General features: G+C 72.7%; 13 protein-coding genes. 5 read left to right on the plus strand and 8 right to left on the minus strand.

The genetic code is table 11. The features are described from left to right. Window positions 1-66: 66 nt before the first annotated feature. The 4 genes from ADK52_RS33190 to ADK52_RS33205 all read right to left on the minus strand — a co-directional run bounded on the left by ADK52_RS33190 (window position 67) and on the right by ADK52_RS33205 (window position 5,440). Window positions 67-588, minus strand: a complete 522-nt coding sequence (locus tag ADK52_RS33190) for a hypothetical protein (RefSeq protein WP_053693568.1) — start codon at window positions 586-588, stop codon at window positions 67-69. Then, on the minus strand, window positions 585-2,369 hold the full coding sequence (locus tag ADK52_RS33195) for a nickel-dependent hydrogenase large subunit (RefSeq protein ID WP_053693569.1): 1,785 nt from the start codon (window positions 2,367-2,369) through the stop codon (window positions 585-587). Before ADK52_RS33195 ends, ADK52_RS33190 begins: the two co-directional genes overlap by 4 nt. Window positions 2,370-2,469: 100 nt before the next feature. Further along, window positions 2,470-3,528, minus strand: a complete 1,059-nt coding sequence (locus ADK52_RS33200; protein WP_053693570.1) for a hydrogenase expression protein HypE — start codon at window positions 3,526-3,528, stop codon at window positions 2,470-2,472. Between the two features lie 121 nt (window positions 3,529-3,649). Then, window positions 3,650-5,440 (minus strand): hydrogenase maturation protein, encoded by a 1,791-nt coding sequence (locus tag ADK52_RS33205; protein ID WP_053693571.1) that lies wholly within the window; start codon window positions 5,438-5,440, stop codon window positions 3,650-3,652. A gap of 348 nt (window positions 5,441-5,788) precedes the next feature. Between ADK52_RS33205 and ADK52_RS33210 the strand changes: the two genes are divergently transcribed. The 3 genes from ADK52_RS33210 to ADK52_RS33220 all read left to right on the plus strand — a co-directional run bounded on the left by ADK52_RS33210 (window position 5,789) and on the right by ADK52_RS33220 (window position 8,153). After that, window positions 5,789-6,145 (plus strand): hypothetical protein, encoded by a 357-nt coding sequence (locus tag ADK52_RS33210; RefSeq protein ID WP_053693572.1) that lies wholly within the window; start codon window positions 5,789-5,791, stop codon window positions 6,143-6,145. A gap of 90 nt (window positions 6,146-6,235) precedes the next feature. Then, entirely contained in the window at window positions 6,236-7,375 is a 1,140-nt protein-coding gene (locus ADK52_RS33215; RefSeq protein ID WP_053693573.1) for a site-2 protease family protein, read from the plus strand. A gap of 37 nt (window positions 7,376-7,412) precedes the next feature. Then, window positions 7,413-8,153, plus strand: a complete 741-nt coding sequence (locus ADK52_RS33220; protein ID WP_053693574.1) for a PP2C family protein-serine/threonine phosphatase — start codon at window positions 7,413-7,415, stop codon at window positions 8,151-8,153. 76 nt (window positions 8,154-8,229) lie between these two features. Here the strand turns inward: ADK52_RS33220 and ADK52_RS33225 are convergent, their stop codons facing one another. Continuing rightward, window positions 8,230-9,060, minus strand: a complete 831-nt coding sequence (locus ADK52_RS33225; protein WP_078988785.1) for a LysR family transcriptional regulator substrate-binding protein — start codon at window positions 9,058-9,060, stop codon at window positions 8,230-8,232. 58 nt (window positions 9,061-9,118) lie between these two features. Here ADK52_RS33225 and ADK52_RS33230 point away from each other — a divergent pair, with 58 nt between their 5' ends. Continuing rightward, entirely contained in the window at window positions 9,119-9,523 is a 405-nt protein-coding gene (locus tag ADK52_RS33230) for a DUF5997 family protein (RefSeq protein WP_053693576.1), read from the plus strand. 127 nt (window positions 9,524-9,650) lie between these two features. Next, entirely contained in the window at window positions 9,651-10,337 is a 687-nt protein-coding gene (locus tag ADK52_RS33235; protein WP_234344352.1) for a glycoside hydrolase family 16 protein, read from the plus strand. Window positions 10,338-10,355: 18 nt separating this feature from the next. Here the strand turns inward: ADK52_RS33235 and ADK52_RS33240 are convergent, their stop codons facing one another. The 3 genes from ADK52_RS33240 to ADK52_RS33250 form a co-directional block, all read right to left on the minus strand. Then, complete coding sequence (locus tag ADK52_RS33240; protein WP_053693577.1) at window positions 10,356-11,036, minus strand: hemerythrin domain-containing protein; 681 nt, start codon at window positions 11,034-11,036, stop codon at window positions 10,356-10,358. 109 nt (window positions 11,037-11,145) lie between these two features. Beyond that, window positions 11,146-11,904, minus strand: a complete 759-nt coding sequence (locus ADK52_RS33245) for a carbonic anhydrase (RefSeq protein ID WP_053693578.1) — start codon at window positions 11,902-11,904, stop codon at window positions 11,146-11,148. A gap of 74 nt (window positions 11,905-11,978) precedes the next feature. Beyond that, window positions 11,979-12,275 carry an SHOCT domain-containing protein gene (locus tag ADK52_RS33250; protein ID WP_053693579.1) on the minus strand — a complete coding sequence of 99 codons (297 nt, stop codon included), beginning with the start codon at window positions 12,273-12,275 and terminating at the stop codon, window positions 11,979-11,981. Between the last annotated feature and the right edge of the window lie 69 nt (window positions 12,276-12,344).

Consider the following 12,344-nt stretch of genomic DNA (forward strand, 5'->3'; position numbering starts at 1 on the left):
CGCGCGTGCCGCGCGGCCCGGCGGAGCCGGTGCCCGGCTCCGCCGTCGCCCAGGGGTGCGGCGCGTTCACCGGGCCCGCGCCGGGGCCTGCGGGCGGGTGCCGATCTGGAGCAGGGGCAGGGGCGGTTCGGCCGCTTCGAGCTCCACCGCGGTCACCTCGGGCGCGAAGCAGGCCAGGGCGTCCTCGACGCCCTGCGGCACGGCGTCGCCGCCGGAACCGCAGCCGCAGCCGCCGCCCGGCGCGGACCGCAGGCGCAGCACGCCAGTGGCCGCGTCGAAGCCGATCAGCTCCACGGGGTCCCGTACGGTGTCCAGGGCGCGGGCGATCCGCGTGTGGACGTCCTCGGGGTGCAGGTCGTGCAGGGCGAGCAGGCTCGCGACGAGCTCGTCGTCCAGCAGTCCGCCGAGGCGCTCCACGCCGAGCCGCTCCACGATCCGGGCGAGCCCGGCCCCGTAGAAGTCCATGAGCACGCGCACCAGTTCCTCGGCGGCGGCGCAGGCCTCCCGGTCGCCGGAGGCGGCCAGCCGGTCGAGGACCTCGTCCACCCGCCGGCCCGCCTCGCGGGCGTCGGTCGCCGGGGCGGTCATCCGCCGAGTCCGCTCAGTCCGGTGGGCACGTGCATCTGCTTGACCGTCTTGCCGCTGCCGACGTACATGTGCACGCCGCACGGCAGGCAGGGGTCGAAGCTGCGCACGGCGCGCATGATGTCGATGCCCTTGAAGTTCTCCGGGGAGTTCTCCTCGAAGATCGGGGTGTTCTGGACGGCGTCCTCGTACGGTCCGGGGGTGCCGAACGTGTCGCGGGTGCTGGCGTTCCACGGGGTCGGCGGGTACGGGTGGTAGTTGGCGATCTTGCCGTCGCGGATCACCATGTGGTGCGAGAGCACGCCGCGCACGGCCTCGGTGAAGCCGACGCCGATGGACTCGTCCGGGACCTCGAACTTCTCCCAGGTCTGGGTGCGTCCGGCGCGGACCTCGGCCAGGCCCTTCTCGGCGCAGTGCAGCGCGATGGCGGCCGCGTACGCCTGGAAGTACGTGCGGGCGCGGTTGCGCTCCAGCGCGTTGCTCCACTGCGGGATCTTCCACTCGAAGCGGGTCTCGGGCTTGGTCATGGTGCGGGGCAGGGTGATGACCACGCTGTGGCCGGTGGCCTGGACGTAGTCGGTGTGGACCAGCCCGGACAGGGCGGTGGACCACAGGCGGGCGAGGGGGCCGCCGCCGGTGTCGAGGGCGAGGTGGTCCTTGCCGTCGAACCAGCGCGGGGACATCACCCAGCTGTACTTGTCGTCGAAGTTCCGCTTCTGCGGGGCCGGGATGGTGTGCTGGTTCCACGGGTGGCGGGCGTCGACCGGGTTGCCGAGCGGGTCGTGGGTGACGAACTTCTCCTGGCCCTGCCAGTCGTCGTAGTACGAGCTGCCGAGCAGGATGCGGATGCCGAGGTTGATCTCGGTGAGGTCGTTGGTGACCAGCTTCCCGTCCACCACCACGCCCGGGGTGACGAACATCTTCCGTCCCCAGTCGGTCATGTTGGCGTACGTGAAGTCGCAGTACTCGGGGTCGTTGAGCGCGCCCCAGCAGCCCAGCAGGACGCGCCGGCGGCCGACCTCCTCGTACCCGGGCAGGGCCTCGTAGAAGAAGTCGAAGAGGTCGTCGTGGAGCGGGACCACGCGCTTCATGAACTCGCAGTACCGCATGAGGCGGCTCATGTAGTCCGTGAAGAGCTGGACGGAGGCGATGGTGCCGACGCCGCCCGGGTAGAGGGTGGAGGGGTGCACGTGGCGCCCCTCCATCAGGCAGAACATCTCGCGCGTGTACCGGCTGACCTGGAGGGCCTCGCGGTAGAACTCGCCCTCGATGGGGTTGAGCGAGCGCATGATGTCGGCGATGGTGCGGTAGCCGTGCTCGCCGGCGTGCGGGGCCTCGGTGCGCTCGGCGAGTTCGAGGACGCCGGGGTTGGTCTCGCGGACCATCTTCTCGCAGTAGTCGACCCCGACCAGGTTCTCCTGGAAGATGTTGTGGTCGAACATGTACTCCGCCGACTCGCCCAGGTTGATGATCCACTCGGCGAGGTGGGGCGGCTTCACCCCGTAGGCCATGTTCTGGGCGTAAACGGAGCACGTGGCGTGGTTGTCGCCGCAGATCCCGCAGATGCGGCTGGTGATGAAGTGCGCGTCGCGGGGGTCCTTGCCGCGCATGAAGACGCTGTAGCCGCGGAAGACGGACGAGGTGCTGTAGCACTCCGCCACCTTCTTCTGCTTGAAGTCGATCTTCGTGTGGATGCCGAGACTGCCCACGATCCGGGTGATCGGATCCCAGGCCATCTCCACCAGGCCGCTGCCGTCACCGGCCGCCTTCGTCTTCGGTGTCATCTTGTCTGCCGTGACCCTTCTTGGAGACGGGAGCTGGAGGTTTGGAGAGGCGCAGCGGTGGGGTGCGGGCCGGGTGGACGCGGGGCCGCGGGTGGCGCGGTCACCAGGGCTTGCGGTAGCCGGTGGTCAACTGCCGCCCGGGATGGCGCCACTTGGGCTCCTGGTCCACGGTGTGCTCGGTGATCGACCTGAGCTTGCGGATCAGCGTGCCGTAGACCCCGCTGGCGGTGGCGGAGACCTTCGCGCCCGGAGGCTCGTCCATGAACGGCATGAACTTGTCGGGGAAGCCCGGCATGGTGCAGGCGATGCAGATGCCGCCCACGTTGGGGCAGCCGCCGATGCCGTTCATCCAGCCGCGCTTGGGCACGTTGCACTTGACGACGGGGCCCCAGCAGCCGAGTTTGACCAGGCACTTGGGCGAGTCGTAGGTCTGGGCGAACTCGCCCTGCTCGTAGTAGCCGGCCCGGTCGCAGCCCTCGTGCACGGTGGCGCCGAAGAGCCAGGTGGGGCGCAGCTTGTCGTCCAGCGGGATCATCGGCGCGGAGCCGGCCGCCTGGTAGAGCAGGTAGGTCAGGGTCTCGGAGAAGTTGTCCGGCTGGATCGGGCAGCCGGGGACGCACACGATCGGGATGCCGGCCTTCGAGGTCCAGTCCCAGCCGAGGTAGTCGGGTACGCCCATGGCCCCGGTGGGGTTGCCCTCCATGGCGTGGATGCCGCCGTACGTGGCGCAGGTGCCGATCGCGACCACGGCGAGGGCCTTGGGTGCGAGGCGGTCGATCCACTCGCTGGTGGTGATGGGCTGGCCGGTCTCCGGATCGTCGCCGAAGCCGCACCAGTAGCCCTCGGGCTTGATCTTCTCGTTGGGGATCGAGCCTTCGACGACGAGCACGAAGGGGTCGATCTCCCCGCGCTCCCCCTTGAAGAACCATTCGATGAACGTGTCGGCGCCGCCGACCGGTCCGCACTCGAAGTCGATCAGCGGCCAGTGCACGGCGATCTTGGGCAGTCCGGGGAGGACGCCCATGACGATCTCCTCGATGCTGGGCTGCATCGCTGCCGTCAGGGACACCGAGTCGCCGTCGCAGCTCAGTCCGGCGTTGATCCAGAGGATGTGGATCGGGGGGTCCTCTACTGCCGTGCTCGGCGTTGCTGCATCCATGAGGATCGCTCCTTGGGAAGGGATGCGGGGGGGTGGGTGGGGCCGGGGACGCGGAGGGGGAGGGAACAGGGAACGGGGACGGCGGACGGGCAGGTGCTCCGCGCCGGCCTCACCCTTCTTGCTAGCAGCCGGCCGGGCCCGGTGCCCTGTCTTGTACGGCCGGTCCAGTGACCGGGGGCCGCCGGGAGGGCAGGGCCGCGGTACGCCGTCCGGGCACGGTCCGCTCCAGGTGGGCCGGGGTGCGGTCGGCGGGCTCCTTGCGTACGAAGGCGCGGCGCAGGGCGTGGTAGGGGGCCTGCGGGTCGAAGAAGGTCTCCCGCATCCGCGCCAGCTCCGCCTCCCGGTAGGCGGCGAGCGGCCGGACGCCCTCGTCGGCGTCGCGGCGGGCCTTCTTGCCCGCGATCCGGGACAGGATGGCGGGCGAGTCCGCCACACGTACGGCGAGCCGGGACGTCTCGTCGGCGAAGTCCTGCGGGGTGCAGTCGATCGTACGGTCGACCAGCCCGAGCCGGCGGGCGGCTCCGGCGCTGATCGGGAGGGCATCGGTGGTGAGGCGTTCGGCCACGCCGGTTCCGGTCCGGCGGGGCAGCGTGTAGGTCCAGTACTCGGATCCGTACAGGCCCATCAGCCGGTAGTGCGGGTTGAGGACCACCCCGGTACGGCACCAGACCTCGTCGGCGGCGAGGGCCAGCATGGCCCCGCCGGCGGCCGCGTTGCCGCCGAGGGCGGCCACGACGAACCGGTCGGTGGTGGTCAGGACGGCCTCCACCAGGTCGTCCATCGCGTTGATGTTGGCCCAGGACTCCTCGGCCGGGTCGGCGGCCGCCTCGATGACGCCGAGGTGGATGCCGTTGGAGAAGAAGTCGCGGCCGCCGCCGAGCACGAGGACGGAGACGGGCCGGGTGCGGGCCTCCCGGTAGGCGGCGAGCAGGCGCCGGCACTGCGCCGTACTCATCGCGCCGCCGGGGAAGGAGAACGTGAGGAATCCGGCCCCGCCCTGCTCCCGGTAGGTGATGTCGGACCAGGTGCGCGGGCCCTCCGCGTCCGTGTCCGCGGCGTACGGCGGCGCGGGGACCTCGGGGAGCGGCGGCAGCCGGTCGCCGAGGGCGAGGGTGGCGGGGAGTTTGACGGCGGCCGGCTCACCGGGTCCGCCGGGCATGCGCCGCGCCCGGAGCTCGGGGATCCACACGGCTCCGTCGGTGGTCGCCCGGCAGATCGCGCCGGCGCGGGTGGCGATCAGTTCGCCGGGGCGGCCGCGCAGCCGGTCCTCGGGGTGCCCGCCGTGCAGGAACCACTGGCCGCCGAGCAGCTCGTCCAGTACGCCCGGCTGGGAGTCGGCGGCGCGCAGCGCGCGGACGACGCTCTGCGTGGAGTCGTTCGCCCAGTCGATCCGGCGCAGCTCCTGGCGCAGGTACGGCCGGGGGCGGCCGGATCGCTGCCGCTCGGGGACGTGGGTGCCGGAGGCGAAGCGGTCGACGGCCGTCAGCACGGCGGACAGCGCGGCGTCGGCGATCTCGCCGCGGTAGGCGTCGCTCTTGGCGACGGGCGGCAGCGGGCAGTCCGCGGTGGCCCAGACGTCGCCCGCGTCCATCTCCTCGCAGGCCTGGAGCACGGTGACTCCCCAGCGGGTCGCGTCCTCGGTGACGGCCCAGTCGAGCGAGGAGGGCCCGCGGTCGCCCACGGGCCCCGGGTGGACGATCAGGCAGGTGTGGGCGGACCAGACCTCCCGGGGGATGGGCGTCTTCAGCATCGGCGCGAGCACGAGGTCCGGCCGGTGGCGTTCGACGGCCTCGGCGAGGGAGACGCCGGGCAGGGCGAGCTCGACCGCCACGCTGTGCCCGCGGTCCCTCAGTTCGGCGTGTACACGCTGAGTGAGACTGTTGAACGCGCTGGCGGCGAGCAGGATGTGCACGTGATCTCCCAAGCGTCCGGCCCCCGGCGATCTGCGGCCGCGGCAGGTACGGCCGCTGGCGATCGTCGACCACGGGCGCCCGCGGGCCGGTGAGGCCTACGGGGGTGTCACCCGGAAGTGGCCACCCGGAACCGCCACCTGGTGGAGGGGCGGGTCCCGGGGGCGCGGAGATGCCCGGAAGCGGAGATGCCCGGAAAGCGACTGGGCGGGGAACCCGTACGCGGCATGCACTGCGCAGGTGGGCCGCGCGGACGCCCGCCGCCCGTCCCCTCCCGATCTTCAGCGGATATTCTTCATCCGCGCCGGCGAGCAGCCACGGCGCCCGGAAGCAGACGAGATGGAGCCCCGATGGACGTGCAGCACTTCGAGCGGATCACCGCATTCATCGAGGCGCGGCTGACCCCGCTGTTCGACGAGGCCACCGGCAGCGAGCGCGGTTTCGCCATGGACGACACCTCCCGGGCGCTGCGCGCACTGCGCAACGCCGTGCTGGAGGCCTCCGCGGTCAAGGGGCTCCTCGAGAAGCGGGCGACGGCCGAGCCGGCACTGCGCCGGGTGATCGACCAGTCGGTGGAGCACCACTGGGACGTGTTGCGCGGTATCGCCCGCCAGTGGGAGGACCACGGCGACTTCCTGCGCGCGTACAAGCGGCACGCGTGGGAGCTCGACGAGGCCCCGGCCGCTCCGGTCGCCACGGAGGCCTGAGCCCGGCGGCAGCCGTCGCTCCGGGTACGGGTCCGCCGTCCCGGGGCGACAATGGGGGTGGACCCACTGCCGAGCCGGCAGGAGACGAAGATGAACGGCTCGGTCCCTATCGGACGTGTCGTCGGAGTGCCGCTGCGCATGCACTGGAGCGTGCCGCTGCTGGTGGTGCTGTTCGCGTACGGGCTCGGCCGCCAGACCCTCCCCGTGTGGACTCCGGGGCGCTCGAACGCCGTGTACACCGTCGCCAGCGTCGTGGGGGCCCTGCTGCTGATGGGCAGCCTGCTCCTGCACGAGACGGCGCACGCCGCGACGGCCCGCCGGAAGAAGATCTCCGTCGAGGACGTCACCCTGTGGGCGCTGGGCGGGATGACCCGGATGGGGCGGCCGCAGACCGCCCCGGCGGCCTTCGCGGTCGCGGTGAGCGGCCCCCTCACCAGCCTGGTCATCGGCGGCGCCGCGGTCGGCGCGGGGATCGGGCTGCACTCCCTGACCGGGTGGGCGGTGCCCGCCGCCGTCCTGGTCTGGCTCGGCTGGACGAACCTGTTCCTCGCCGTCTTCAACCTGCTGCCGGCCTCGCCGCTCGACGGCGGACGGGTGCTCCAGGCCCTGCTGTGGTGGCGCACGGGCGACCGGGACCGGGCGGACCGGGCCGCCTCGCGCATGGGGCAGGTCATGGGCGTGCTGCTGACGGCCGTGGGCTGGATCTCCTTCCTGCGCGGGACGTCGAGCGGGCTGTGGCTCGTCTTCATCGGTCTCTTCATCACGTTCGTCGCGGGCGCGGAGCGCCAGCACGCCGTGTTGCGCACCGGGCTCCGGGGCGTGCACGTGGCCGACGCCATGTCCAGCCCGGTGGCGACCGGCGCCGACTGGCTGAGCGTGCGGCGGTTCATCGACGAGGTGGCCGTGGAATCCCGGCATTCCGCGCTGCCGCTGATCGATTTCGACGGCCGCCCCAGCGGGGTGGTGCACGTACGCGGGCTGGCCCGGCTCCCGCAGGCGCAGCGCGAGGACGTGCGCGTGCGCGACGTGGCGACACCGCTGGAGCGGTGCGCGGTGGCGGCCCCGGGCGATCTGCTGGGCGAGGCCCTGGACGCGCTGCGGCCGGGGACCGGACTGCCGCTCCTGGTGGTGGACGCGGACCGGCTGGTGGGGATCGTCACCGCGAAGGACGTCACGCGGCTCATGGAGCGGCAGGCGCTCGGCGGGGGCGGGGGCCGGGAGCCCGGGTAGGGCGCCGGCGGCCGCGCGGCGGGACAATGGGGGTGCGATGACGTACATAGCGGTGAGCGCCCTGAGCCATGCCGGGCTGGTACGCGACCACAACGAGGACAGCCTCGTCGTCGGGCCGTGGACGCTGTGCGCCGGTGTGACCCGCAATCCGCAGACGTTCGTGTTCCCGCTCGGTTCGCCGCTCGTCGTCGCGGTCGCCGACGGGATCGGCGGACAGCCGGCGGGCGAGGTGGCCAGTGCGCTGGTCGTACGCGAACTGGCGATGCTCGGGCCCTCCTTGGACAGCGAGGGCGCCGTCCGCGAGGCGCTCGCCCTGTGCAACCACGCGGTCTACGCGGCCGGTGGCAGCGATCCGGAGCTGGCCGCCATGGGCACCACCGTGGCGGGTGCGGTCGTCCTGGAGGACGCGCTGATCTCGTTCAACGTCGGCGACAGCCGGGTGCTCGACGCCACGGCGCAGGAGGTCCGGCAGGTGAGCGTGGACGACAATCCGCCGCTGGAACCGGGGCAGCGCACCACGTCCGTACTGACCCAGGCGCTCGGCGGCGCGCGCCGGCACATCGGGATCACCCCGCACGTGTCGACCGAGCCGCTGCCGGCCGGAGCCCGCTACCTGGTGTGCTCGGACGGGCTGACCGACCCGGTACCGCCCGAGGAGCTCGAAGAGCTGCTGCGGGTGCACGACGACGGCAAGGCGGCGTTCGAGCTCTGGAAGGCCGCCATCGAGGCCGGCGGCCCCGACAACATCACGCTCGCCCTGGTCAGGATCGGCGACTAGCGTCCTGTTCGCCCCGTACGGTCACCGAGCGTGACCGTACGCGGTCCAGGGCGGGCTGCCGCTTTGCGGACACCCCCTACGGCCGGCGGCGGGGCTTGCCGCTCTTGCCGCCCTTCGCGCCCTTGCTGCTCTTGGCACCGCTCTTGGCGCCGCCGGAGCCGCCGCGCGGGTTCTTGCCGCCCGACTTCCCGGCCGCGGTCCCCCGCCCCGCGCCCGCCGCGTCGGGGCGCTTGCGCTGCTTCGGCTGCGGCGGGGTCGGGGCGCCGCGGCCGCGCGTGCTGTTGACGGTCCGGCCGCGCACGATCCCGATGAACTCCTCGACCAGGTCGGTGGGTTCACCGTCGAGTTCGAGGAACGACAGGGCCACCCGGGACTGCGGGGCGTCCGTCACCGTCCGGTACGTGAGGTCCTTGCGGTGGTGCAGGCGGGCGAGGGACTGCGGGACGACGAGGACGCCGATCCCGGCCGCCACCAGCTCGATCGCGTCCGCCGTCGTGGCGGGGCGCTCCAGCGCGGGCCGCCCGGGCAGGCCCTCCCAGTCCAGGGTGTCGTCCAGCGGGTGCAGCACGATCTCGTCGGCGAGGTCCTCGGTGGAGACCTCTTCCACGGCCGCCACGAGGTGGTCCTTCGGGACGACGACGACCGTGTTCTCGGTGTAGAGGGGGATCGCGGCCAGGCCGCCCGTCCGGTCGATCGGCAGCCGCACGAAGGCGGCGTCGGCGCCGCCGCCCCGCAGTACGTCCGGGGTTTCGGCGGCGGACACCTGGAGGAGGGTCAGCGGGACGTCGGGCAGGCGCTCGTTCCAGATCCGCACCCACTTGCCGGGCGTCACTCCGGGGACGTACGCGAGCCGGAACGAGGGAGACGCCGTGGGCGATGCCGTGGGAGATGCTTCCGAGCCTGTCACCCGCCCAGGTTACCGGCCGTGGTCAGAAGTAGCGCACACGCTCGATACCCTTGACCCCATGACGTCGCACAAGACCACCCAGACCATGAAGCCCGCCACCGCGGCGAAGAAGCTGGGTGTGTACCTCGAAGCCACCCCCGCGGAGTTCCAGGAGGGTGTCGTGACCCGCAGCGAGCTGAACGCGCTGCAGGCCGAGCCGCCCCAGTGGCTGCAGGAACTGCGACGCAACGGCCCGCACCCCCGGCCCGTGGTCGCGTCCAAGCTCGGTGTCTCGATCGCCGGCCTCGCGCGCGGCGGGGTCACCGAGGCCCTCACCACGGAGCAGATCGACGCGCTGAAGCAGGAGAACCCGGAGTGGCTCCAGAAGGAGCGCGCCACCCAGGCCGATGTCCGCAAGGAAGCGGTCCGCATCAAGGAGAAGCACGCCGAGCAGGCCGAGCGCCAGCAGCAGTCCGGCTCCTGACCGACGTGCGCCGGGGGGCGCCGGGGCGGCACCTCGGGCGCCGGAAGTGCCCCGAAGCGCCCCTCCCGTCCGTATTTCGGCAAAGATCACCGGAATGCGGACGGCGTGTCCTGGGCAGACCTGCGGCGTGATCTCCCAACTCCTCGCCCCGTTCCGGCGCTCCCGCACCCTCGTCTTCTCCGCCGACTTCGGCTCGACCTCCCGCTGGGTCGCCGGCCAGACCTCGGCCTTCCCCGACAACGGCCCGGTCAATCCGGGCGACAACAAACTCGATCATCTGGTCGACGACCCTTCCTACAGCCGCGGCGGGGCCTTCCGCGCCACACGGCGGCCGGACGGCAACTGGGACTCCGGACTGCTGACCACCGAGGGCAGCGAGGAGGGTTTCCTGCTGCGCGCCGAGGACGTGCTGGAAGCCAGGGTCCGGCTGCCGGAAGCGGTCGGCGCCTGGCCCGCGATCTGGACCTGGCGGGACGGCGGCCAGGAGGTCGACGTCTTCGAGTACCACCCCGACAACCCGGACCTGCTGGAACTCTCCAACCACGTCCGGGGCGGGGGCTCGCACTACTTCCACGACCCCGCCATCCAGCCGGGCGCATGGGTCGACCTCAAGGTCAAGTTCGGTACGAACTCGGTCACCTGGTGGGTCAACGGCACCCGCGCGTACTCCGACCACAGCGGGGTGGGCCGGCGCTGGCGGGCGTACCTCATCGTGAACCTCTCCGTGTGCGCGGGCCGCTACCACCCGGCCCCCGACCCGGGCGTCTCGGAGATGTCGTACGAGGTCTCGGACCTCCGCGTGTACCGCAGTTAGCACCGCGGTCGGTACCGCCTAGCCATGGCCCACCGCCGCCTCCAGGCGCTGTTCCAGGCGGCGGAAGTTGCGTTCGCCGACCGCCCGCCAGAGCACCCGCGGCGGCAGCGGCAGGTGGCCCATGATCAGGATCTGTTCGCCCGGGTCCGTCTCCTTGAGGATCATGCCGAGGACGGTGAACAGCCTGCTCCTGGGTACGGCGGCGCTGGCCGCGTCGCCGATCTCGTCCCACTCCGCCTGCGACACCGCCCCCGGGACCAGCGGCAGCGCCTCGCGCTCCTCCTGGTCGAAGTGGTCCCCGGCGGCCTTGGACACCTGGTCGAGCGCCTCGGCCAGCTCCTCCCGGTGGGTGCTCCCGCCGGCGGCCGCCCACGGGCCGAGCAGGGCCCCCGCCCGTGCGAGGCGGGCCGACAGCTCGGCGTGCTGGCCCTGCATCCGCTTCCACAACTCGCCCTGGTCCGGTCGGCGTTCGGCCAGCTTGGGCCACAACAGCCGGTCCTCGCCCTCGTGGTGGTGGTGCAGGGTGTCGAGCAGCAGCTCCAGCCGCTCCGCGACCAGCCTGACCTGGGCGCGGCTGCCGTGGCGTACCCCGTGCACCCGGCCCGCCGCCGCCCCGAACTCGCGCCGGAACATCCGGTGGACCACCACCATGTCGTGCGTGGTGATCGGTTTCCCCTGGTTCTCCATCGACGTCGACATCGACCGTGCCCCCCGTCCTGGTGGGTGTACCGGGCTCCAGCCTGGCGGCCGGCCGGCCGTCTCCACCAGGGGCGCACAGCGGCGCTCCAGCGCCCCCGGGGAGCCCGGTCTATGCCAGGGTGCGCACGCGCTGGTCCCGGAGCCCGTAGCGGGCGGCGACGACGGCCAGCTTGCCGGCGGCCACGCGCCGGGCGATGTCGGGCTCGGCCGCGAGCCGGTCGCGGGTGCGCCGGGCGTGCGCGTCGATGGTGGCGTCGATGCGGGCCTCGCCCTGCTGGGTGTGGTCGATGGAGGGCCGGATCTGGTCGGCGAGGTACTGGATGTGCGCGGGCAGCGGCTCACCGGTCTCCTCGGCGCGGACGGCCGCGCCGACCGCCCCGCAGGACTGGTGGCCGAGCACCAGCACCAGCGGGACCTCCAGTTCCAGGACCCCGAACGCGACGCTGCCGAGGACGGCTTCGTCGAGCACTTCGCCCGCCGAGCGTACGGTCAGGAGGTCGCCGAGGCCCTGGTCGAAGACGAGCTCCGGGGGCACGCGGGAGTCGACGCAGCCGAGGACGATCGCGAAGGGGTGCTGGGCCTTGGTGAGCCGCAGCCGTATGAAGGCCGACTCGTGCGGGTGCTCCTGCCCGTACGTACGCCAGCGCCGGTTGCCGGCGGTCAGCCGGCGCAGCGCCTCCTGCGGGGAGACGGGGCCCGTGGCGGCCTCCGCTTCGGCGGCGGGCGCCGGGGCGGGAGCGGCGGAGGCGGCGAAGGCGGAGGAGAGGGGGAGCACGGACCCCACGGCCGCCGAGCCCGCCGCGGCGGCGAGGAGCAGGCCGCGGCGGCTGGGCGAAGAGGTGTCCAGTGTCTGCGTGTTCGAATCCATCGCGGGAAGGTATCCCTGCCGACTCGCGCCCCGCTCGGGCGCGGGGCGCAATCTCGGAAGTCGGGGGTCGGGGGTCAGCCGGCCCCGCCCTTGCCGTCCAGGGTCGTCCGGCCGAACTGCTCGTCCAGGACGGACAGCCGGCGCCAGTACTCGTCCTCGTCGATCTCGCCGGTGGCGAACCGGCGGCCCAGGATGGCGATCGGCGAGTTCTCGCCGTACGAGCCCCGCATCGCCCACGGTCCGCGCGGGCCGCGGCCGCCGCGCCACGCCGTGCGGCGCAGGACCGTGACGACGCCGAAGACGACGGCCGCCCAGACCAGCGGGAAGAAGAGGATCCACGGGCCGGGTCCGTCGAAGGCCAGGGTGTTCATCTCGGTTCAGCTCCTCGGAAGGGGTTGGGGTTTCCTTGTCGCTTCCGAGAGTCGCCCCGGGAGGGTGCC

The organism is Streptomyces sp. WM6372 (genome assembly GCF_001279655.1).
Lineage (GTDB): Bacteria > Actinomycetota > Actinomycetes > Streptomycetales > Streptomycetaceae > Streptomyces.

Excerpts from the sequence above, each read along its gene's own strand:
- ADK52_RS33250 (WP_053693579.1), bottom strand. The coding sequence starts at position 12,275 with ATGAACACCCTGGCCTTCGACGGACCCGGCCCGTGGATCCTCTTCTTC.
- ADK52_RS33190 (WP_053693568.1), bottom strand. The coding sequence starts at position 588 with ATGACCGCCCCGGCGACCGACGCCCGCGAGGCGGGCCGGCGGGTGGAC.
- ADK52_RS33245 (WP_053693578.1), bottom strand. The coding sequence starts at position 11,904 with ATGGATTCGAACACGCAGACACTGGACACCTCTTCGCCCAGCCGCCGC.
- ADK52_RS33220 (WP_053693574.1), top strand. The coding sequence starts at position 7,413 with ATGACGTACATAGCGGTGAGCGCCCTGAGCCATGCCGGGCTGGTACGC.
- ADK52_RS33230 (WP_053693576.1), top strand. The coding sequence starts at position 9,119 with ATGACGTCGCACAAGACCACCCAGACCATGAAGCCCGCCACCGCGGCG.
- ADK52_RS33200 (WP_053693570.1), bottom strand. The coding sequence starts at position 3,528 with ATGGATGCAGCAACGCCGAGCACGGCAGTAGAGGACCCCCCGATCCAC.
- ADK52_RS33215 (WP_053693573.1), top strand. The coding sequence starts at position 6,236 with ATGAACGGCTCGGTCCCTATCGGACGTGTCGTCGGAGTGCCGCTGCGC.
- ADK52_RS33240 (WP_053693577.1), bottom strand. The coding sequence starts at position 11,036 with ATGTCGACGTCGATGGAGAACCAGGGGAAACCGATCACCACGCACGAC.
- ADK52_RS33195 (WP_053693569.1), bottom strand. The coding sequence starts at position 2,369 with ATGACACCGAAGACGAAGGCGGCCGGTGACGGCAGCGGCCTGGTGGAG.
- ADK52_RS33210 (WP_053693572.1), top strand. The coding sequence starts at position 5,789 with ATGGACGTGCAGCACTTCGAGCGGATCACCGCATTCATCGAGGCGCGG.